The organism is Maribacter antarcticus DSM 21422 (assembly GCF_000621125.1).
In the GTDB taxonomy this organism is placed as follows: Bacteria; Bacteroidota; Bacteroidia; order Flavobacteriales; family Flavobacteriaceae; genus Maribacter; species Maribacter antarcticus.
In genome coordinates this window covers 102,390-123,088 of sequence record NZ_KK211215.1, presented here as the reverse complement: position 1 = coordinate 123,088, position 20,699 = coordinate 102,390, and the positions used below count along the sequence as shown (strand labels likewise).

Genomic DNA, 20,699 nt, shown 5'->3' with positions numbered 1-20,699 from the left:
AAGGTATCGCGGTAAGCGACTTTACAGTGAACGAAGACGTGGGAACTACAGATTTCGTAGTGACCTATACGGGACCAACAGTATCAGGTGCATTTACGGTAGACTTCACAGTAGCCGACGGGTCTGCACTATCTCCTGACGATTACACCGTGGCAAGTGCAACGGGTAACCTAACCTTCCCTGACGGTACAACGGACGGTGCAACACAAAACGTGAGCGTAACCATTATAGATGATGCGCTACTTGAAGCAAGCGAAGATCTGAACATTACACTTTCGAACATATCAAATGTCCTTGTGGCAATAGTAGATGCTAACGGTATCGGTACCATTACCGATAACGATAATGATCCATCACTCGGTATTCAATTTGATTTAACCAGCATAGATGTAGACGAGAATGCAGGTACTGTTTTTATTAATGTAGTGTTGAACGCAAACGTACAAGACGAATTCACCATTGAGTATCACACTACCAATGGCACAGCTACAGCTACATTTGATTACACTGGAGTTGCAACAGGAACACAAATCCTGTCCTTTGGTGGCGCAAATCCAAATACGCAAACTATAGCCATTCCAATAATAAATGATATTATTATCGAAAGTTTGGAAGATTTTCAATTATTCCTGAGTAATATCTCCACCACCTTGGTTACCATACTTACAAATGACACGGCTACTATAAACATAATTGACGATGATGGAAATGAGGGATGGCCCGAGGATATAACCATCGAAGCATGCGATGTTATTCCACCTGCGGAGGATATTACATCTACCAGTTCTTGTGCTATTGTAGTTGTATTGGTCGAAACTATAGATGGTAACACAGACGATTGTCCTACGGAATATACCATTACAAGGACATGGTCCATAACGGATTGTGTTGGTAATGTACGTGAGCATGTTCAGGTCATCACCATTGAAGATACCCTTGCTCCTACCTTTGTTGAAACACTTCCTGTTGATGTGACGGTAGCCTGTAATGAAGTTCCGGATGCTGCGATACTAACAGCTTTGGATTCATGTGAACCGGATATTATGGTAACTTTTGAGGAAGTATTTACCAACAATGAGAATTGTGCTACAGGATATACCATAACACGTACCTGGACCGCAAGTGATTGTGCAGAAAATACAGTAGAGCACAGGCAAATAATAACAGTACCGCCAACAGGGCCAATTATAGCAGGAATGTATGAGGAGGAAATTACTATTCTTTGCGGCGATGAAATTCCAGAGGTTCCCATATTAACTTTTACAGGCGGCTGTGGAGATTATGATATTGTATTTACTGAAGAAACCCAAAATTCAATAGGTTCATCAGGAGATTTCATGATTATTCGTATCTGGGACGTAACTGATGTTTGCGGTAATACCGCCTCTTTTGAACAAATTGTATTTGTACTACAGCCTCAATTACAAGAAGTTACTATAGACATTTGTGTAGAAGACAAACCAATAGACCTTATTAACTTTCTACCCGAAGGGTTTGACACCGAAGGAGAATTTGAGGTAATGGAAGGCAATGTAGTAATAACAGGCAGCTTGTTTGACCCTGCTAATGTAGAACTGGGTGAATATAAAATAGCGTATACCTCAACCGGTGGTACGTGTAAATACTATGTAGACTTTATCATTACAGTGAATAGAGACTGTGTACCATGTGGTATAGATGAAATAGAGGTAAGCAAAGCTGTTACCGCAAATGGCGATGGTGTTAATGATATGTTTGAAATCAAAGGAACGGAATATTGTGATTATACTTTTGATGTTATGATATTCAACAGATGGGGTAATATGGTTTTTGAAGCTAAAAATTATACAAATGATTGGGGTGGATATGCTCCTAACAATTCTGTAGGAAATTCAAACTATTTACCTACAGGCACCTACTACTATCTTATTAATGTTGTAGGAGCAGATTTCAAACAGTTAAACGGATATATTTATCTGGGGGCCGAATGACACACTATAAAAATCTGATATATAGAATATTAAAATACACGTTTCATAGAACTATAAAAAAATACAGTTAAACGAAATAAAAGCCAGAGAACGAATATTGATAGGTCTTAAACGTCTAATTTATTGGTTACTAAGTGTTAGTTCTACATATGATTTATAATTAACCTATTTGTAATACTTCGGTATCGGCTAGTACAGAATTTAACCTCAACACCATGAATAATTTGAAAAAGGCAATGTTAATCCTTATTGTTCTCTTGGGAACCGTAACATCTGCACAACAGTTACCGCAATTTACACAGTACATGTACAATACAATTTCTGTAAACCCAGCATATGCCGGAAGCAGAGAAACATTAAATGCTACTATACTCCACAGGAATCAATGGGCTGGATTAGAGGGAAACCCTAGAACAAGTACCTTTTCGATGCACACCCCTTTACGGAACGAAAGAATTGGTTTAGGTATATCATACATTAATGACCGTTTAGGTTTTGAAAGCACGAATTACGTATACGGAGATTTCTCTTATTCTGTTCCGGTAAGCGAAGAAGTCAAAATGTCCTTTGGATTAAAAGCTGGTTTCACAAGCTATAATCTGGAGAACCCCGATCCAAATGACATGTTTTTTAACGCCAACTTTAATAGTTGGAACCCCAATTTTGGAGCTGGTTTTTATATAGGTTCAAACAGATGGTATGCCGGTATTTCCTCACCCAGAATATTAAATACGGATTTAAATGATGGCGAGTTTCAAGCTGTAGAAAGAAATAGCTACTATGCTATAGGTGGTTTAGTATTAGATATATCTGAAAATACAAAATTTAAACCTACGATGATTTCAAAGTTTACCAATGGTGCTCCCGCTACATATGATTTTACAGCGAACTTCCTTTTTAACGAAAAGTTTTGGATAGGTGCTTCTTACCGGGTAAATGATGCCTCAAACTTTGGAGCTTTTATGGATTACCAGATTTCTAATGACATCAGAATAGGCTATGCTTATGACTTGCCTACTTCTACTATTAAGCCATATACCGGAGGAACGCACGAGATTATTTTAATTTACGAACTAAAGAAAAGACAAAGAGGTCCAGTGAAGTCACCTAGGTATTTCTAAATTAAATGACCAAAAAAGTATCGTCCAAAAAAACAATAAAAACCTACATTATGAATAGTATAAAGAATACCATTATATTGATAGCTTTTCTTTTTGCCTGCCAACTAACCATTGCACAATATGGTGCTCAGAAAGAAGGAGATTATTACTTCAGTAAGTTCTCTTATGTCAAGGCGATTACCGAGTACGAAAAAATGATAGAAGATGACTTAAACATAGAGTATGCCCACCAACAATTAGCAGAGTGCTACCTGTTGATTAGAGATTATAAAAAATCTATCCCACATTTCAAAGCGGTTATCAACAGTACAACCCTGCCAACAGATTACTATTTTAAATATGCAATGGCGTTGTATAGTAATGGGGACCATGACGAATCTGAAAAATGGTTGAAAAAGTATAAAAAATCCAATAAAAACGATTCTAGATTAAAACGATTTCTTAAAGACGGAAATCTTGCTTCTATTGTCTTTAATAGCAGACAACGCTACGAAGTAGAACCGGTTTCTTTTAACTCTAAAGAAAGTGATTTCGGAACTTTTTCCAGAGATGGGGATTTGTATTTTGCATCCTCTTCCAGAATAGATGATGTGAACGGTGACACCTATGGATGGAACGAAGAACCTTGGTTAGACATTTTTGTGATGCCAGAAGATAACCCATATGCAGTACCCAAAAGACTTAGGGGAAACGTAAACACTAAATTTCATGAAAGTTCCCTAGTATTTTCAACAGATTACAAAAATGATACGATCATATACTTCACTAGAAATAATTTCTTTGAAAAAAAAGAAGGTTATGGAGCTTTAAATGAAATTAATTTAAAGATCTATAGTGCCATACAAGTGGATGGAGAATGGACTGAAAATAGAACTTTACGCATAAATAGCGATTATTATTCAACGGGCCATCCGTCTGTATCACCTGATAGAAAAAGACTATATTTTACTTCGGATAGACCGGGAGGTTATGGAGGTACAGATATTTACTATTCAGAAATACATGAAAGAGGTGGCGTCGGTGCTCCCGTTAATGTAGGACCTATCGTAAATACAGAAGGCAACGAAATGTTCCCCTTCGTTAACGAAGAAGGAAAATTATTTTTCAGTTCGGATGGCCATGTCGGTTTTGGGCAATTAGATGTGTTTTCTACAATTTCCAATGATGCATATAAAATAGTAGATATTATTAATCTTGGTACTCCAATAAACAGTTCTGCTGATGATTTTGCCTACTATGGCCTTTCTAATGGTATTGATGGTTATGTTAGCTCAAATCGTGAAGGAGGAATCGGAGGTGATGATATCTATAGCTTCAAATTTACGCCAGCATTAGATGTGGAAGGTATCGTCACAGACGGCGTAAACCAGCAACCACTTGATAGTGTCCAAGTAAAACTATTTAATCAAAAAACCAATACATTCGTAGCTCAGACGATAACCAATGAAAAGGGTTACTACAGGTTCCCTATCAATAGAAAGACAACATATATGTTCGAGGCTGTTAGAAAAACCCACCCACATAAAAATGTATATTTCAATACATCAAAAACGCCTATTTCTCAGAAGTTAATACGCAAAGATATTGTTCTAGACCCCGTATTAGATCTTAAACTACTGGCCGATTTAAACAAGATTTATTTTGATTTCAACAGTAGTGAGATACGACCAGATGCTGCTATAGAATTGGATAAAGTTATAAAGGTAATGACGCAAACGTACAAGGATATGACCATAAAGTTAGAAGCGCATACCGATCCCGTAGGAAGTGATGCCTATAATGACGCACTGTCTCAAAGAAGAGCAACGTCTACGTACAATTATTTAATTGCAAACGGTATTTCTAAGGACAGGATAATATCCTACAAAGGTTTTGGTAAAAGAATTCCAATTAACCAATGCACCAACAAAAAGGATTGCTCTACCGAAGAATTAGAATTAAACAGAAGAACAGAGTTCCCGATAGTTCAAATTAAAAAAAGGGAATTACTTACTAAATAATAATCACAACTGCTTTAGATACTAAAAAGTCCTTCTCAAAAATTAGAGAAGGACTTTTTAACTTTTCAGAAGTATTTTAAACTACTCCATAATACCATCAACAATGCCATAGGCAATGGACTCCTCTGCATTCATCCAGTAATCTCTATCAAAATCTTTTAAAACTTTTTCAAATTTCTGACCGCAATTATCAGCTAATAACTGAGCACTCAATTCTTTGGTCTTAATAATTTCCCTTGCTTGTATTTCTATATTCGAAGCCTGACCTCTAGCACCACCACTTGGTTGATGAATCATTACTTGAGCATGTGGTTGTATAAAACGCCTCCCTTTTTTACCTACGGATAATAAAATAGACCCCATGGAAGCAGCCAAACCACTACAAATAGTTGAAACCGGACTTTTCAGTCCTTTGATGGTATCGTACATAGCAAAACCCGATGTAACGTACCCACCCGGACTATTGATGTATATCTGAATCTCTTTATTATTCTGCATATCTAAGTACAGTAGTCTATCAATTACATGTTTTGCGGAGTCATCATCTACCATACCCCAAAGAAAGACCTTTCTTTCCTCCAACATTTTTTCGTCGATAGCTTCTTGTATCTTTCCTTTTTTCGCACTCATATTCAATTTTATTTATGACGTTCAAAATTAGTGAAATTATTGATAAATAAATAGTCTCTTGCCCTTGGTTTTAGAAATAACATCAGTCATCCAACTCTACCGTATTCTCTGTTACTTTTTTAATCGACACTACGATTTTACCTTTTTTGGTTTTTACCACCATAGAAATATGGTCTATAGCCTCAATACGCCCTTCTATATCCTTTAATCTAATACTATCCCCTACTTCGTATGTTTTTCTAGTATAAAATATCCTTAGCAAATCACCTACAATTTCTTTGGACCCTAATCCAAGGGCTAGAGAAAAAGCCAATAAGAAGGCCCCTAAAACAAGGCTGAAATTAGTTGTAATAATTTCTGTAGCGACCCCGGCCTAATTCAGTGCCGTAATGGATACAAAGAACGTTATAAGATAAAAAATAGCACTGCTAAGCATTTTTATTCCTCCTACACCTAAAGATTTCATTAACTTGGTTTCTGCCTTTTTAAAAACTGTTGCCAGGTAAAGACCTCCTAAAAGAATAAGTAAGGCGCTTATTACGGTAGGTATCCAAAAAGAGAATAAATAGCATCAGAAATAGCCTTCAATCCTAAAATTTGAGACAATACGACCGTAGACAGTAAAATCAACAATACTTTTACCGCACTAATACCTCATTCGATAATAGTTTACAGTTCCTGAACAGAAACCCCATCCCGGTACTTGAGCAGTAACAAGGTCTTCTCTTCAAGATCAATGAGCTCCAAGGTGTTCTTTAATTTTTGAACCTGCAGGTGAAGTAAACGCTCATCCGTAACCTCAACGGAAAGCCTATATTCTGTATCCTCTATATTATTGGCCCTACCACATATCTTTCTTCCTTTTTCCCTGTTTGCATAATTAACGCAAAAATTATAGGTAGACGAATACAACCAAATCAAAAACTTCGATTTTCCCTTAAACGAAGAGCATTAAAAAAATATCTTGGGTCAAATCTTCCGCCTCTTTTTATGATTTAGCAAAACCGTAACATTTATTATATACCATTTTGGAATAGCGGTTTTAAAGCACTCCGAACATCATGGAATCCTTTTTTATTGCTATTTTCTTGACAAGCTTCTCATCAGAAATATCTTTATCAAGGTCATCGGAATCTGATTTAATTTTGAATTGGTTACTTGCGATGATAAGACACAGTTTTCTTAAAAAGGTCACTCCCGGTTTGTTTTAGAAGCAGACAAAAGTAGGAGAAAGAATCAGCAATCGATATATTTACCTAAAATTAACGTGATTATGAAAAATATTTTAATTTTAGTGGTACTTACTTTGACACTACTTTTTAGTTGCAAGGAGCAACAAAAAACAGCAGTAGAAAAAGTTGACACACCTCCTACAAAACTTACCATCCCAGAACAAATTGCAGCTGCTAACGGTTTCGCTAATTGGAAAAAAGTCGACAAAATTAACTTTACATTTAACGTAGACCGAGATTCGTCTCACTTTGAACGTAGTTGGTCTTGGGCAGCAAAAAGTAATGATGTTATTTTTACAACTCGGGAAGATACCATTTCGTATAACAGAAAAGCCATAGATACCGTTCTTGTTAAAACAGATGCTGGCTTTATTAACGATAAATTCTGGTTATTGGCTCCCTACCAATTGGTTTGGGATAAAGAAAGTTACACCTATACCCATCAAACCTCGGTAATGGCGCCTATGGCACAAAAGGATATGCAAAAATTAACTATCGTTTATGGCAGTGCAGGTGGCTATACGCCAGGTGACGCGTATGATTTTTACTTTGAAGACGATATGGTGATAAAGGAATGGGCCTTTAGAAAAGGAAATCAAAAAGAACCTAATATGGTGACTAGTTGGGAGGCCTATCAAGATTTTAACGGACTCAACATTGCTACGATGCATAAAAGACCTGATGGTCATTTTAAACTCTATTTTACTGGAGTAACGGTGGACTGAAACTCAATCGGCTTTACTGTAAAATAGCACGAACACTGTAGGAGGTTTATAAAAGTTAATAGTTGGTTTTTTATGTGTTAATTCAAATTTGGTGTTTTAAACTTGGGGATGACGAAAAACCTATTCTTGCTTTTTATTTTCAACGTATTTGGCGGTTACGGCCAACAAGTACACTCCGGTATTGTGGTGACTGCTGATGCTATGGAACCACTAGAATTCGTTTCCATTTTCAACAGCAAAGATCATACCATGACGAACGAAGACGGTAGGTTCCAATTTTCTTCCCAATTAGATTCGGTTTTCTTTTATAGTCCGGGATATGAAAAAATAAAGATGAGCAATAGGACACTAAGGGATACGATTTATTTGCAGAAAAACATCGTAAATCTAGATGAAGTGGTTGTTACCAATGCAAAGACAATCCTGCAACGCATAAAGGATTCCATTGCTAGCAATTATCTTTTGACACCGCATACTGAAACCTTTTTTATCAGGGCACTTCTAAGACGCAATGACACCATTGTTCGTTTGCAAGACATGCAAGGAAAGGTAAAACGAAAAACGTCCCTTTACACGAGCAACCTGGAACTAGATAAAAAAGACTACCAGGTAGAACTCGATCAAATGAGGCAGGTAGGAATCAAAAAAGATGAAAATAATATCTATTTCATTTTCCCTTCTTTCTTTAGAATTTTTAGCGAATTCGTTAGAATAAATGCTATGGGACCAGGTTTTGAGGTTATTGAAAAACCGCTAGAAAATACAGACGAGATAAAAGTAGAGTTCTCCTCTCGAGAAGATGGAAATTCTGGTTCATCATACGGACACTACATGATTAACAGTAAGGACAATGCCATCCTATCATTCAATGCAAGTACAGTATCAAAATCACCTGAATCATCGACTAATAAATTTGAATATGACCATACGATACGTCTAGAGTGTACTTCCTTCTTTGAGAAAGACGATTCCCATAATCGCTATTATATGAGCTTTGCAAAATATAAAGCCATACTAGAATCGAAAACAAAAGAACAAAAAAAACCAACCCTATTTGAAATCGAAATTATTCTTTATACTACTGACCCTTTTGGCACGGCCGATGTTAAGAGTAATGTAAACGAACAAAAGGATGTCTTTAAACTGAAGTTCCCGTATAGCGATACTTTTTGGCAATCACAAAACCAACTACTGTTAACCGATGAAATGTTGAAATTTCTATCAAAATTAGACACCAAAAATACCGAATTTAAAATCCGAAGTAATTTAGATTGATGTTGGTCGATTCAACTTCATCAGACCTTTGCTTCTTTCTTTTTTAGCACAAAGGTGATTCCTAAAATAAATACCGCGCAGAAAAATAAAACGATAAAACTAGTCTTCAAAGAAACCGTTTCGGCTAAAAAACCCAAAATAGGGGGAGCACATAGAAATCCCGCATATCCGGTTCCAGCTATAAATGCAATACCTTGAGATGAATCCACGCCTTTAACGTTACCGCCTATTCTAAAAACTTCAGGTATCATAACAGAAAAACCTAACCCGTTTAGCGCGAATCCAGAAATAGCCAAATAAGTGTCCTCCGAAAGCACCAGACCGTATCCCGCTAAGGCCAAGGCAGCACCTATGGCAATCATTTTTACAGAACCTAGCCTTTCGCTTACAGCATCGCCCATAAAACGCCCTAAGGTCATCGTAATTTGAAAGCCTAAAAAACCTGCACCCCATAAGGCTTCTGGTGCTATACTCACTTCTTTTAGATACAAGCCGCTCCAATCTACAATAGCACCTTCACTTCCCATAGCAACAAAAGAAATCAACCCAAGTAGCAATAAGGGTTTGAACAGTTTTAGACTGAAGCCTTCCGTTTCTGCCAAAGCAGCAGTAACATTTATATATTTTTTATAGAACATGGAATTTACAACCAACACCAAGGCAACTGCCAAGCCCATATGTAGCGTAGGATTATCTAAGGGACCAATAAGGAAACTACCGATACCGGCCAGTACGCCTCCCAAACTAAAAAAACCATGAGAGGACGACATAAACTTTACATTATCCTTTTTTTCAACTTCGGTTACCAAGGTATTCATAGAAATATCCGTAAAGCCATTCGTAGCACCAAATAAAAAGAGCGCACCCATGAGCGCATAATAGTTCGGAGCCAACAAGGGTAACATGGCCGCAGCACAACTCAATAAAACCCCATAAAAAGTTGCTTTACCAACGCCTAGCTTATTTACTAGATTGGAAGCAAAAGGAAAAACAGTAAAAACGCCTAGCGATAAAAAAAATATAGCAAAACCAAGTTCCGACTTGTCAATGGCCAAGTGTTCCTTCACCTGAGGAATGTAAATAGCCCACGTACCAAAAAGAATATTCAGGCTCGCAAAGACCCAAGAGGGTCCAAAATAGGTAGCGTTGGTTAGTATTAAGCGTAACGATTTCATTTCATAAAAAAGGCTGTTAAAATAGGATTTTTGCTTTAGTCATATCAAGTTTGACTACCAAATAGATAGAAGAAACTATCTATTTAGACAGAATACCCTGCTTTAGAATCTGTCCAAACCGATACATATCTTCAAAGGAAGAATAGAACGGTGCCGGGGCCAAACGGATCACATTTGGTTCACGCCAATCGGTTATCACTCCGTTTTCCATAAGATAAGTAAACAAGGCCTTTCCTTCACCATGTAAGAAAACAGAAAGCTGGCATCCCCTATCTTTAGGTGTAATAATCTCAAAAGAACTATCTACCTCAGCAGCTATTTCTCCTAAGACAAACGCTAAATACGCCACTATCTTGTTACGTTTTTCTATCAAAGCGGGCATACCCACTTCTTCAAATAGTTCTAACGAAGCTAAATACGGGGCTACAGAAAGTATAGGGGCATTACTAATCTGCCAAGCGTCTGCGTTTTCCATAGGTTCGAATTCTGGCTTCATTAAAAAACGGGTATCCTTTTTTGTACCCCACCAGCCTTCAAAACGAGGGATATCTTTTCTGTTTAAGTATTGTTCATGAACATAAATACCTGAGGCATTTCCTGGTCCACTGTTCATATATTTATAACTACACCATGCTGCAAAATCAGCACCCCAATCGTGTAGTTTTAGTGCTACATTACCCACGCCATGGGCCAAATCCCAGCCTACACTAGCACCTACAGATTTACCGGCTTTTGTAATGGCTTCCATATCCAATACCTGTCCATTGTAATAGTTAACACCGCCAATGAGTACCAAAGCCAACTCGTCCCCTACTTCGTTGATCTTATCTAAAAAATCTTCCGTACGCCAGGCGTGTTCCCCCTCGCGTTTCTTCACTTCAACGATTGTTACTTCCGGATCAAAACCATGAAAACGAGCCTGGCTTTGTAACATATACTGATCGCTAGGAAAAGCCTTTTCCTCGCAAATTATCTTGAATCTTTTAGCCGTAGGTCTGTAAAAAGAAACCATCAATAAATGAAGGTTTACGGTAAGGGTATTCATTACCGATATTTCTTTTGGCAAAGCGCCCACTACTTTCGACAAAGGTTCTGCCAAGCGCTCATGATAATCCCACCATGGTTTTTCCGAATAAAAATGACCTTCGACCGCCAATTGGGCCCAATCGTCCATAACGTCATCAACATATTTCTTGGTTCGCTTTGGCTGTAATCCTAAAGAATTACCAGTAAAATAGATAACCTGTTTTCCCTTAACTTTCGGGAAGTGAAATTCATTTCTATAGGAACGCAACGGATCTTCTTTATCTAGTTCCTGGGCATAAGAAAGTGTATTCTTAAACGTCATAGCTTTGTTTTTATGCAAAAATACTCATAAGGGCAGAAACAATGGGTAAAGTTTGCTGTCATAAAACCTCATTCTGATAAAGGCCAACGCATTTCGATAATATGCTTTTTAAAACCTACCTTTTCATAAGCACGCAAAGCTGCACTATTTTCATCATAAACAGTTAGTCTAATTTCGGTTAATCCATTTTCTTGCGCCCATTCCTTTAGATTTTCTAGTATGGTACCATTTAAGCCGTTTCCTCTATACGCCGGCTCGGTAAACATAAAGCCTAAATAAGCATACGTTTCATACTTTAAATAAGGTTTTCCTTGTTTTTCTAAGGCATAGCCACAACTCACAATAGCATCTTCATCTGTGGCTACCAACACCAATGCCCTTGGGTTGTCCAGTAAGCCTTCTAAATCGTAATACTGAATGGAGCCTTCCTTTAGCGTAGGGTCGAAAGGCCTTTCCGCTTCAATAACCCCTTGCTCCATGGTTCTAAGCGTTTCTAAATCAGCACGTGTTGCTTTTCTTATCTCTATTTCCATATGTTTTTAAAACCTTAAAATAACCTTTTAATCGGTACTTTTGCAAAAAGAAATACATGCATTTTCTATCCGCTGAACTAGAGGACTACATTGCTGATAATTCCCAGCAAGAACCAGACATTTTAAGAGCGCTTACCCGAGAAACGCATTTGAAAGTCATACAACCTAGAATGCTTACGGGACATTTTCAAGGGAGAACATTGAGTTTATTATCCAAAATCATCAATCCAAAATACATATTAGAAATAGGTACCTATACTGGGTACTCCGCGATATGCTTGACCGAAGGTTTACAAAAACAAGGGGAGCTGCATACCATAGATGTAAATGCCGAATTATATGACATCCAACGAAAGTACTTTGTTAAAAGCGGCTATGGCCAACAGATGTTTCAACATACTGGTAACGCACTGGAAATTATACCACAGCTAAACCAGACCTTTGACCTCATCTTTATAGATGCGGAAAAAAAGGATTATTTGAAGTATTTGGATGTTGTTCTGCCTAAAACAAAATCTGGTAGTGTAATTCTCTCCGATAATGTTTTATGGTCAGGAAAGGTGATTGAGAAACTAGACCCAAAAGACAAAACAACCAAAATTTTACAGGAGTACAATAAAAGACTAGCTGCCCACCCGTTATTAGACACCGTGCTACTGCCTATTCGTGACGGCCTTACCCTAAGTAGGGTAAAATAAGACGCTGGTGTAACCAGTAAAACAAGAAGGCTGACCCCGCACCTACCAGAGCACCCGCCATCAAGTCAATAGGAAAATGAACCCCTACATAAATTCTACTCAATGCGAACAACAGTGGCCATAGGTAAAAAAGAACTACCCATTTGAATTCTTTCCAAAGAAAGAGAACTACAATCGTGGTAATAGAAAATGAGGAGGAAGCATGACCAGAGAAAAAACTATAGCCATTAGATTTTTTTAATATCCTGATAAAACCATTAAAATCAATATCATTATTAGGCCGTAACCTAGCCACAATCTCTTTTGTTAAATCGGTGAGGGTCAGCACAAAAACAAACATAAAAATAACTGTAAGTATACTATACAGTGCCTGTTTTTTGGGATATGCCTTAAAAAAGAGAACTATAAAGAGTAGGAATAAAGGAATCCAAGTAGAAATTGTAGTAACAGTGCTCCAGAAAAAATCGTATTTCTCTATGCCTAGGCTGTTTAAATAGATGAAGGTTTCCCGGTCCCACTCTAAAAGCTTATCGAACATAGCCTACTTTCGTTTTACAGAACCAGCCGCATCTCCAATACGTTTACCAATATCTCCAAAACCCTTTTTCACATCCTTGGCTATACCAGTATCAATACTGCCCTTAACCTCGTCGATGTCTTTTTGAATATCTGTAATAATACTAGTATCTATACCCTGCTTATCTGCACTTTTTTTAATTTCTTGCTTAATGTCCTCGGTGGCATCTCTAAGTTGACGCATACCTTTTCCTAGTCCTTTAGCTATACCTGGAATTTTATCCGCGCCGAAAACCATCACCACGATAAACATGATGAAAAATATTTCACCTCCACTTATAAATAAAAAATGTATTGACATCATAATACAAATATAAACAAGTTTAGTATCGGAATAAAAAAAGCCCCGTTAATCAACGAGGCTTTTTTAAGAAAATTTAAAAATTACTTTCCTTTTACCTTTTCCTTGAAAGAATCAAAATCGTTCTGCCCCTCTTTTTTAGGCCAAGAATTATTTGTGGTATCAATATCTGCTGTTTCCAATTTGGGGTCTACAACAACACCTTTCAAGTCACTTGTCGAAGAAATAACCAGTTTTACCTCTTTATCATTCTTTCTCCAAATTTCAGCTGGATAGGTAATATTCTCAACCGTACCATCTGCATATGTATATTCAACGATTAAAGGCATGGGGATTCCCCCTGGTTTGTAATAAGTAACCTCGAAGAAATACTTGGGCTCCTTTACCGCAGCCCTTTCGGCAGCAGTCATATTATCCATCATGAATGCTTTTAAGGTTTTTGACGTTTCGGATGGACTTACTCCTTCTAAAGCAGCATCGTAGCCTTCACTATCCGAAGACACTAAAAATACTTTTGACATCAAGTCTCCAGTAACCGGTTTTTTTGCGACCTGATACTTTTTAATTCCTTTCACACCTATATCTACATAATCGGTCGTGTAGAACCAACCTCTCCAAAACCAATCCAAATCAACAGCTGATGCATCTTCCATAGTTCTAAAGAAATCTTCAGGCGTAGGATGTTTGAACATCCATCTATGAGAATACGTTTTAAAGGCATGGTCAAATAGTTCCCTACCCATTACCGTTTCTCTTAGAATATTCAATGCCGTAGCTGGTTTACCATAGGCGTTTGGCCCTAACTGATACACATTTTCAGGATTGGACATGATAGGTGAAATTGTGCTTTGGTCGCCACTCATGTATGGCACTATTTTCGCAGGATCACCCCTTCTAGAAGGGTATTTCGAATTTGGAGCAATGGCTTCTGGAAAATCCTCGCCAAATTCCTGCTCCGCAATGTATTGCATAAAGGTATCCAAGCCCTCGTCCATCCAGCCCCATTGGCGCTCGTCTGAATTTACAATCATAGGAAAAAAGTTATGACCAACTTCGTGTATAATTACACTTATCATCCCATACTTTACGCGATCGGAATAGGTGCCATCCTCATTTGGCCTTCCATAGTTCCAACAAATCATAGGATACTCCATGCCTTGATTTTTAGCATGTACAGATATCGCTTTGGGGTATGGGTAATCAAATGTATGCGAGGAATACGACTTTAAGGTAGCTGCTACTGCTTTGGTAGAATACTCTTCCCATAAAGGATTGCCTTCTTTTGGATACATAGATATAGCCATTACATCCTTGCTACCCACTTTAACAGCTTGCATGTCTAAAATAAACTTTCGAGAAGTAGCAAAACCAAAATCCCTTACGTTCTGTGCTTTCAACTTCCATGTTTTTGTTTTTTTGGAAAAATATTTCTCCAGTTCCTCTACCTCTGCTTGTGTTACAATAACAACAGGTTTGTCATAAGATTTTTTCGCCTGCTCGTAACGCTTCATCATTTCTTTAGAATATACATCCTTCCGATTTTGAAGCACGCCAGTACCATCTAAAATGTGGTCTGCCGGAACTGTAATGTTTACTTCATAGTCACCAAATGGTAGCGCAAATTCTCCACTACCCCAAAACTGATGATTTTGCCATCCCTCTACATCACTATAAACTGCCATTCTTGGAAAAAACTGGGCAATTACATAAGCTCGGTTACCATCTTTAGGAAAGAACTCGAACCCAGATCTGGCGCGGTTAACAGTATGATTTGGAATGTTATAGTGCCATTTGATAGAGAATGAGTATTGGCTCCCACTTTGCAGACCCATAGGAAGGTCGATACGCATCATGGTTTGATTGATAGTGTATGGCAGTGCTTTACCCGAAGCATCCTTCACATTCTCAATATTGAAACCACCGTCAAAACTAGACGCTAAGTATTTCTTTGCAAAGTCTTCTACTGTATTTTCCACTTTTATTGCGCTACCATTTCTTAAGAGTGCCTTAGCGTCTTTAGCCCTAACATTTTGATCTAACTGAACCCATAGGTATGACAGTTCATCTGGAGAATTATTGGTATAGGTAATGGTTTCCTCGCCATAGATTTTTGCGTTTTCGTCATCCAAACGAATATCCATCACATAATCTGCCTGCTGCTGGTAGTAGTCTGGCCCTGGAGCACCAGAGGCGGAACGGTAGGTATTTGGAGTTGCGAACTCCTCGTATAATTGTTTAAACTTACTTTGGTTGGAATGCCCTGGCGCTCTCTCTTTCTGTCCTGCTTCCTGCGCAACTGAAACTACAGCGAACAAAAATAAAATTGAAGCAAAAGCGTATTGAATTCTTCTCATTTTACATGCTATTTTTAGTGGTTGAAAATTAAAGTTTTTAAAAGGATTTCTTACTAAATGTTACAAATTTAACATTCCTTTAGTATCGGATTTTAAGAGAACAAAGCTTTTCTTTTTCCCAGCTACGTTAAAATGTACGACGTTTTGCTGCTCATCGAACAAATCTGTCAGAATTTCATTCTCTATCCCTATACTGGTAACCTTTGGGAGGTCTATGTTGGTAACTTCCACATACAGGATAATCACATCCACATCGTATTTAGTTCCAAGCAGCGTATAATCAACAGTTTCACCATTTCGCGTAATCCGGAATTTGGAGCGAATATATTTCTCTAGATACTCTTGTCCCAAGGCAGACTCTTCATCACTTCCAAGTGTGGCATCTATATCGTAGCGTTCTTTTAAAACGGCATTTATATCATCTATAAAAACCCTGTTGGTAACCTGTAGCGCATTATCCTTTTCGGAATAGCTTACATTGGTAACACTTATGTAAAATTTATGCACTGTTGCAAAAGCCAACAAAGGCAATAACAGTATTAAAAAAGCTTTTTTCATTTTAATTTAAATAAATGATGTGTACATCTTAAGACAAACCATGTACCAAAGATAGGGCTTACTTTAAGTTGTTGTTTTTTCGGTATGCCATGCTTCTTTTCTCCATATACATCCATATTTTTAGAACATCATGCGCATCTACCAAGTATTGAAATCTGGCATCAATTTCACAGAAATAGAGAAAATCATCAATTTTAGCCTCGGGTATCCTTAGTTGGGTGTAGTATAAAGAGTCGGCATAAAAATCCCGGACTCTTTCTGTTCTATCGTATAATTTATTCCGTATCACCCGTTCCTTCAACATTTTAGTACGGCCAGATATTCCGTTTAAAATTGGGTTTATGGGTAGTAATCCGCCTCCTGAAGTAGCCTCAAAAAGCTCCCGTTCTGATTTTGTAGGAATACGGACGTGGGCATTGGGAAGGCCTAAAGACTCTGCTGTTACTACAGGGTCCATTTTCAAAGTGCGTAGGTCTTTTGAAATATCTCCAGTTAAGTTATAGGGCGTAACTACGACTTCGTCAAGTTCTGTCAATTCATCTTCCAAGGGAACGGAAACCAAGGCTCTATCCATCAGCTCGGCCGTTACCACAAGCTCCTTTTTCTTAAACTGCACTGCTGAAAATACCAGAGTGTCCTTAAGTTGTACTCGAATGGCAAAAAAACCGTTGCTATTGGTAATGGTGGCGCTATTTGTAGAAATATTCATTACGTGCGTAGCGGCCACATCGCCATCTGCACTAACCACTTTGCCTTCCATTGTTTTGCTAGGACCGGTCTGGGAAAAACCAACAGCCGACAAAAAGCAAATACAACAAAAATAGTTACTCTTCATCTATCTCCGCTAGAAACGTCTTGCTGTGATTTACCAAGGAATCTATAAGCTGAAATTCGTTTTCCTTTTTTAATAAGGTCGTGGCAGGCATTCTAACGTCACAGTAAAACAAAAATGCATCTATCTTATCTTCTGGTATACTCAGGTCCGATACAAAAAACTCGTTATCGTATACTTGACGCAATACTTGACTAACTCTTAGTTTAGGCCTATCGTCTGGTAAAACATCTTTTGATTTGAATAGCGCCCTAAAAATATTTACAAAATTAGCACCATCTTGCATTCCCCTATCCGTATCTGACATCGCTACGTTTTCTACGCCTGAGGTGCGATCTATTTCATACTCGAAGCCTTTAAATTCTTCGTTTTTAACTTTCATAAAGCGATCCGGATCATCTGGGGTTATCACCACCTCATCCAACTCGGTCACCTTTTCATTAACGGTAACCACAAGCCGGTTATTATCCAATATTTCCTGTGTCACCTTTATCAATTTATACTGGTAGTTTACAGCCGTAAAAGCCAACTCGTCCCCTACTTTTACTTCTATAACAAATTCACCTTCCTCATTCGTGACCGTAGCTTTTTCTGAAGTGGAATTGATCACATACTCGTTGGCTACATTAATGTTCTTGTATATTACTTTACCCATCAGCAGCCTTCGTTCATCGTCTTGGCCTGTAACAAAGGAAACAGACATGACTAGAACGAATGCGAGTAGGATTTTTGTTATTTTCATCTAAGAGTATTACTGTTTATTTAATAATATTTAAAGTAAAGATATGTTACCGTATTATAAAAGCCGCTACCAATAAATTTTTGTTAATTTACAACGCGTTTATAAATATCGGCATAAAAATAGATCTTATCGTAAAGGAGTTTAAAAAACGAATTCAGTTTAACGATTTTTGTCTTCACTTTATCTTAATACCATAATGTTTTGTTCCCTATTCTTAGGTGGACACAGAGATAATCTTATTTTTGTCTTCCTGCTATTTTTAAGTCACAAACACCACGTTATGAAACCAATAGTGATTCTAGTACTGCTTTTATGTTTGCGTACAACCGTTGTATTAGGACAAGTAAAAATAGGGGATAATCCACAGAATATAGATGCTTCTTCGGTCCTGGAACTAGAAAGCACTTCCAAGGTATTGGTCATAACCCGTGTTACCACATCTCAGATGGACGGTATTACACCCCAACGTGGCGGTATGGTTTATAATACAGATACAGAGTGTATTTATTATTTTGATGGGGCCCAATGGATCAACTTATGCGATGCCGTTAGTTTTGGGATTACCAATGCGCCCATAGTTAACCAAAGAAGTACAATTAGTATTACCGAAGCTACCAATAGTTACAATCTAGAAATTGAGCCGGGTAGTATCAGAAGCGTTCATATTGCCACTGCAGGTATTAATGGTACAAATATTCAGAATAATTCTATAGGTCCTGATAAATTAGGAGCCGATGCTGTAGGAGCAGAGGAATTGGCTGACGGGGCAGTGGGCAGCTTAAACATTCGAGATCAAAGTATAACCACATTCGACCTCGCAAGTGATGATCCAAACCAAGTATTAATTACGGATGAATTTGGTGTAGTTCAATGGGATAATGCCAGTAATTTAACGATTGAAGTGGCTTTGGATATTGCCAAAAACACAATGGATATCGCCGACCATATCTTTGAAGATGCCGATACCGTAGTTGGTAATGAAAGCCTTGCAAGCGCAATAATTGATGGGGACGAATTGGTTTTGAACGAATCAAACAATGAAACAAGAGTAGATTTAAGTGGGTTTAACGATGCAGGGACGGATGATCAGAATATAGTAGGGGGAGAAGTTACTGGGAATCAACTAAGAATAGATATTGAAGGCGGTAATTCCGGCACCATAGATGTGTCTTCTCTTACCGGAACTGGCACGGATAATCAGACGTTAAATCTGAATGGTAATTTATTAGGGATAACAAGTGGCAATAATGTGAATCTTACTAAGTATACAAACACCGACAATCAAACTATCAACCGCTTTGACTTTAATACAGCGACGAACCAACTTACGTTGGAGATTCAAAATGGAGGTACGCGAGAAATTACTTTAAATAATTTAAACAATACGGGAACGGATAACCAGACCTTAAGTATCACTGACGATACCTTAGAAATTTCTGGAGGGAACGCGCTTCCTTTAACTGCTTATATAAATACTGATGACCAAATACTAGAAATCGATGGAAACCAGTTAACTATAACAGGTCTGAATGGTGGAACTACAATTGGATTACCCGCAAGTACCGTGAATACGGATGAGCAACAAATAAGTATTAACGCTGATGGAACAGAAATAATGCTCGAAAGAGGAGGTACAATTGCTTTACCGGCAGGCACCGTAGATACCGATGACCAAAACCTAAGTCTAGCAGGGAACACGATAAGTATAACAGATGGTACGGGTATTGATTTAACTCCAATTTTAGGCGATGTAAACACAGATGAACAAAACCTAAGTCTTGCGGGTACTACCCTAAACATAACTGATGGCACTGGTGTGGACCTAGCTCCCATATTGGGAGAGGCGGATACCGATGAACAAAATCTAAGTCTCGCAGGAACCACACTAAACATTACTAATGGTAGTAGTGTTGAATTAGGTCCTATTTTAGGCGGTACAAATACAGATGAGCAAAATTTAAGCTTAACTGGTAATACTTTGAATATTACAAACGGTACCGGGGTGGATTTCAATTCAATTTTAAACTTGACAAATATATTGACAGTTGGAAATAGCGCAGGTAATAGTGCTATAAATAATTTAGCAGACCCTACCCTACCTCAAGATGCAGCTACCAAATCTTACGTAGACGTAACCGTGGTGGCAGCTGGTGGAGGCGTGCCTACAGATGAGTTAAATCAAACATTTGAAGTAAATGGTTTAAATCTTGAATTGACAGATGCGCTGGGTACGCTACAAGTTCCTCTTAACCAAATAAACACTGATAACCAAAATGCAGCTGCCGTGCCGTTCGCTCCAATAGGGAATACCTTAAGCGTGGACGTTCAGTCGGCCATTGTCGAACTACAAACGGAAATTGACGGTATACCTGCTGGTGAAGCAGCCAACCCCTTTGATGAGTTGATAACTACTTTCTCCTTGACTGGTACAGAACTAAATATTGCAGAAGGAGCAAATATCCCAGCACCAATTAATTTGGATTTGATATTTGCCACAGATGCCGAATTAGCTAGTATAAATGGTTCGGAGACAGTCGTAAACAGCAGTGGAACCGTAACGGTCGCGGGAACGGGTACAACTGGAAACCCATATGTACTCACAGCCACGGCTGGTGACGGATCGGAAACC

21 protein-coding genes are annotated in these 20,699 nt (G+C 38.1%); 7 read left to right on the top strand and 14 right to left on the bottom strand.

Annotated features, from left to right (window positions below; genetic code table 11):
- From Q360_RS0121785 to Q360_RS0121775, 3 genes are all read left to right on the top strand, one after another.
- On the top strand, positions 1–1,970 hold a 1,970-nt coding region (locus tag Q360_RS0121785), incomplete at its 5' end, for a gliding motility-associated C-terminal domain-containing protein (protein ID WP_027078970.1).
- A 215-nt stretch (positions 1,971–2,185) separates the two neighbouring features.
- Entirely contained in the window at positions 2,186–3,091 is a 906-nt protein-coding gene (locus Q360_RS0121780) for a PorP/SprF family type IX secretion system membrane protein (protein WP_027078969.1), read from the top strand.
- Between the two features lie 50 nt (positions 3,092–3,141).
- Complete coding sequence (locus Q360_RS0121775) at positions 3,142–5,091, top strand: OmpA family protein (protein ID WP_036196460.1); 1,950 nt, start codon at positions 3,142–3,144, stop codon at positions 5,089–5,091.
- 81 nt (positions 5,092–5,172) lie between these two features.
- On the opposite strand, the gene Q360_RS0121770 is transcribed toward Q360_RS0121775, so the two are convergent.
- From Q360_RS0121770 to Q360_RS26090, 5 genes are all read right to left on the bottom strand, one after another.
- Complete coding sequence (locus Q360_RS0121770) at positions 5,173–5,721, bottom strand: ClpP family protease (protein WP_027078967.1); 549 nt, start codon at positions 5,719–5,721, stop codon at positions 5,173–5,175.
- Between the two features lie 82 nt (positions 5,722–5,803).
- The gene (locus Q360_RS25025) at positions 5,804–6,034 is read right to left on the bottom strand and encodes a mechanosensitive ion channel domain-containing protein (RefSeq protein WP_027078966.1); all 231 of its coding nucleotides are present in this window, start codon (positions 6,032–6,034) and stop codon (positions 5,804–5,806) included.
- A gap of 60 nt (positions 6,035–6,094) precedes the next feature.
- Positions 6,095–6,271, bottom strand: coding sequence for a mechanosensitive ion channel family protein (locus tag Q360_RS27560; protein WP_394331970.1), 177 nt, complete (start codon positions 6,269–6,271; stop codon positions 6,095–6,097).
- 119 nt (positions 6,272–6,390) lie between these two features.
- A complete protein-coding gene (locus Q360_RS25550; protein WP_084273529.1) occupies positions 6,391–6,642 on the bottom strand; it encodes a hypothetical protein in 252 nt (83 codons plus the stop codon).
- Positions 6,643–6,763: 121 nt separating this feature from the next.
- Complete coding sequence (locus Q360_RS26090) at positions 6,764–6,916, bottom strand: hypothetical protein (protein WP_156950242.1); 153 nt, start codon at positions 6,914–6,916, stop codon at positions 6,764–6,766.
- A 78-nt stretch (positions 6,917–6,994) separates the two neighbouring features.
- Here Q360_RS26090 and Q360_RS0121755 point away from each other — a divergent pair, with 78 nt between their 5' ends.
- A complete protein-coding gene (locus Q360_RS0121755) occupies positions 6,995–7,678 on the top strand; it encodes a hypothetical protein (RefSeq protein ID WP_027078965.1) in 684 nt (227 codons plus the stop codon).
- A gap of 108 nt (positions 7,679–7,786) precedes the next feature.
- A complete protein-coding gene (locus Q360_RS0121750; protein WP_027078964.1) occupies positions 7,787–8,953 on the top strand; it encodes a peptidase associated/transthyretin-like domain-containing protein in 1,167 nt (388 codons plus the stop codon).
- A 20-nt stretch (positions 8,954–8,973) separates the two neighbouring features.
- On the opposite strand, the gene Q360_RS0121745 is transcribed toward Q360_RS0121750, so the two are convergent.
- The 3 genes from Q360_RS0121745 to Q360_RS0121735 all read right to left on the bottom strand — a co-directional run bounded on the left by Q360_RS0121745 (position 8,974) and on the right by Q360_RS0121735 (position 12,009).
- On the bottom strand, positions 8,974–10,128 hold the full coding sequence (locus Q360_RS0121745) for an MFS transporter (protein ID WP_027078963.1): 1,155 nt from the start codon (positions 10,126–10,128) through the stop codon (positions 8,974–8,976).
- A 79-nt stretch (positions 10,129–10,207) separates the two neighbouring features.
- Positions 10,208–11,476, bottom strand: a complete 1,269-nt coding sequence (gene kynU, locus Q360_RS0121740; protein ID WP_027078962.1) for a kynureninase — start codon at positions 11,474–11,476, stop codon at positions 10,208–10,210.
- 68 nt (positions 11,477–11,544) lie between these two features.
- Complete coding sequence (locus tag Q360_RS0121735; RefSeq protein WP_027078961.1) at positions 11,545–12,009, bottom strand: GNAT family N-acetyltransferase; 465 nt, start codon at positions 12,007–12,009, stop codon at positions 11,545–11,547.
- 56 nt (positions 12,010–12,065) lie between these two features.
- Here Q360_RS0121735 and Q360_RS0121730 point away from each other — a divergent pair, with 56 nt between their 5' ends.
- Positions 12,066–12,707: an O-methyltransferase gene (locus Q360_RS0121730; RefSeq protein ID WP_027078960.1), complete on the top strand. Its 642-nt coding sequence runs from the start codon at positions 12,066–12,068 to the stop codon at positions 12,705–12,707.
- On the opposite strand, the gene Q360_RS0121725 is transcribed toward Q360_RS0121730, so the two are convergent.
- From Q360_RS0121725 to Q360_RS0121700, 6 genes are all read right to left on the bottom strand, one after another.
- Complete coding sequence (locus Q360_RS0121725) at positions 12,685–13,245, bottom strand: phosphatase PAP2 family protein (RefSeq protein ID WP_027078959.1); 561 nt, start codon at positions 13,243–13,245, stop codon at positions 12,685–12,687. The two genes, Q360_RS0121730 and Q360_RS0121725, sit on opposite strands and share 23 nt — an antisense overlap.
- Positions 13,246–13,248: 3 nt before the next feature.
- Positions 13,249–13,587, bottom strand: a complete 339-nt coding sequence (locus Q360_RS24225) for a Sec-independent protein translocase subunit TatA/TatB (protein WP_036196452.1) — start codon at positions 13,585–13,587, stop codon at positions 13,249–13,251.
- An 80-nt stretch (positions 13,588–13,667) separates the two neighbouring features.
- A complete protein-coding gene (locus tag Q360_RS0121715) occupies positions 13,668–15,938 on the bottom strand; it encodes a M1 family metallopeptidase (RefSeq protein ID WP_027078958.1) in 2,271 nt (756 codons plus the stop codon).
- A 60-nt stretch (positions 15,939–15,998) separates the two neighbouring features.
- The gene (locus tag Q360_RS0121710) at positions 15,999–16,496 is read right to left on the bottom strand and encodes a DUF6702 family protein (protein ID WP_036196451.1); all 498 of its coding nucleotides are present in this window, start codon (positions 16,494–16,496) and stop codon (positions 15,999–16,001) included.
- A gap of 58 nt (positions 16,497–16,554) precedes the next feature.
- Positions 16,555–17,256 (bottom strand): carboxypeptidase-like regulatory domain-containing protein, encoded by a 702-nt coding sequence (locus Q360_RS0121705; RefSeq protein ID WP_245603381.1) that lies wholly within the window; start codon positions 17,254–17,256, stop codon positions 16,555–16,557.
- 64 nt (positions 17,257–17,320) lie between these two features.
- Positions 17,321–18,070: a peptidase associated/transthyretin-like domain-containing protein gene (locus Q360_RS0121700; protein ID WP_027078955.1), complete on the bottom strand. Its 750-nt coding sequence runs from the start codon at positions 18,068–18,070 to the stop codon at positions 17,321–17,323.
- Positions 18,071–18,350: 280 nt separating this feature from the next.
- Between Q360_RS0121700 and Q360_RS26245 the strand changes: the two genes are divergently transcribed.
- Positions 18,351–20,699 (top strand): beta strand repeat-containing protein (locus Q360_RS26245; protein WP_027078954.1); only part of this gene is annotated, 2,349 nt, incomplete at its 3' end.

Coding starts and splice junctions, on each gene's coding strand:
- Q360_RS0121780 (WP_027078969.1), top strand. CDS start 2,186: ATGAATAATTTGAAAAAGGCAATGTTAATCCTTATTGTTCTCTTGGGA.
- Q360_RS0121775 (WP_036196460.1), top strand. CDS start 3,142: ATGAATAGTATAAAGAATACCATTATATTGATAGCTTTTCTTTTTGCC.
- Q360_RS0121770 (WP_027078967.1), bottom strand. CDS start 5,721: ATGAGTGCGAAAAAAGGAAAGATACAAGAAGCTATCGACGAAAAAATG.
- Q360_RS0121755 (WP_027078965.1), top strand. CDS start 6,995: ATGAAAAATATTTTAATTTTAGTGGTACTTACTTTGACACTACTTTTT.
- Q360_RS0121750 (WP_027078964.1), top strand. CDS start 7,787: ATGACGAAAAACCTATTCTTGCTTTTTATTTTCAACGTATTTGGCGGT.
- Q360_RS0121745 (WP_027078963.1), bottom strand. CDS start 10,128: ATGAAATCGTTACGCTTAATACTAACCAACGCTACCTATTTTGGACCC.
- kynU (WP_027078962.1), bottom strand. CDS start 11,476: ATGACGTTTAAGAATACACTTTCTTATGCCCAGGAACTAGATAAAGAA.
- Q360_RS0121735 (WP_027078961.1), bottom strand. CDS start 12,009: ATGGAAATAGAGATAAGAAAAGCAACACGTGCTGATTTAGAAACGCTT.
- Q360_RS0121730 (WP_027078960.1), top strand. CDS start 12,066: ATGCATTTTCTATCCGCTGAACTAGAGGACTACATTGCTGATAATTCC.
- Q360_RS0121725 (WP_027078959.1), bottom strand. CDS start 13,245: ATGTTCGATAAGCTTTTAGAGTGGGACCGGGAAACCTTCATCTATTTA.
- Q360_RS24225 (WP_036196452.1), bottom strand. CDS start 13,587: ATGATGTCAATACATTTTTTATTTATAAGTGGAGGTGAAATATTTTTC.
- Q360_RS0121715 (WP_027078958.1), bottom strand. CDS start 15,938: ATGAGAAGAATTCAATACGCTTTTGCTTCAATTTTATTTTTGTTCGCT.
- Q360_RS0121710 (WP_036196451.1), bottom strand. CDS start 16,496: ATGAAAAAAGCTTTTTTAATACTGTTATTGCCTTTGTTGGCTTTTGCA.
- Q360_RS0121705 (WP_245603381.1), bottom strand. CDS start 17,256: ATGGAAGGCAAAGTGGTTAGTGCAGATGGCGATGTGGCCGCTACGCAC.
- Q360_RS0121700 (WP_027078955.1), bottom strand. CDS start 18,070: ATGAAAATAACAAAAATCCTACTCGCATTCGTTCTAGTCATGTCTGTT.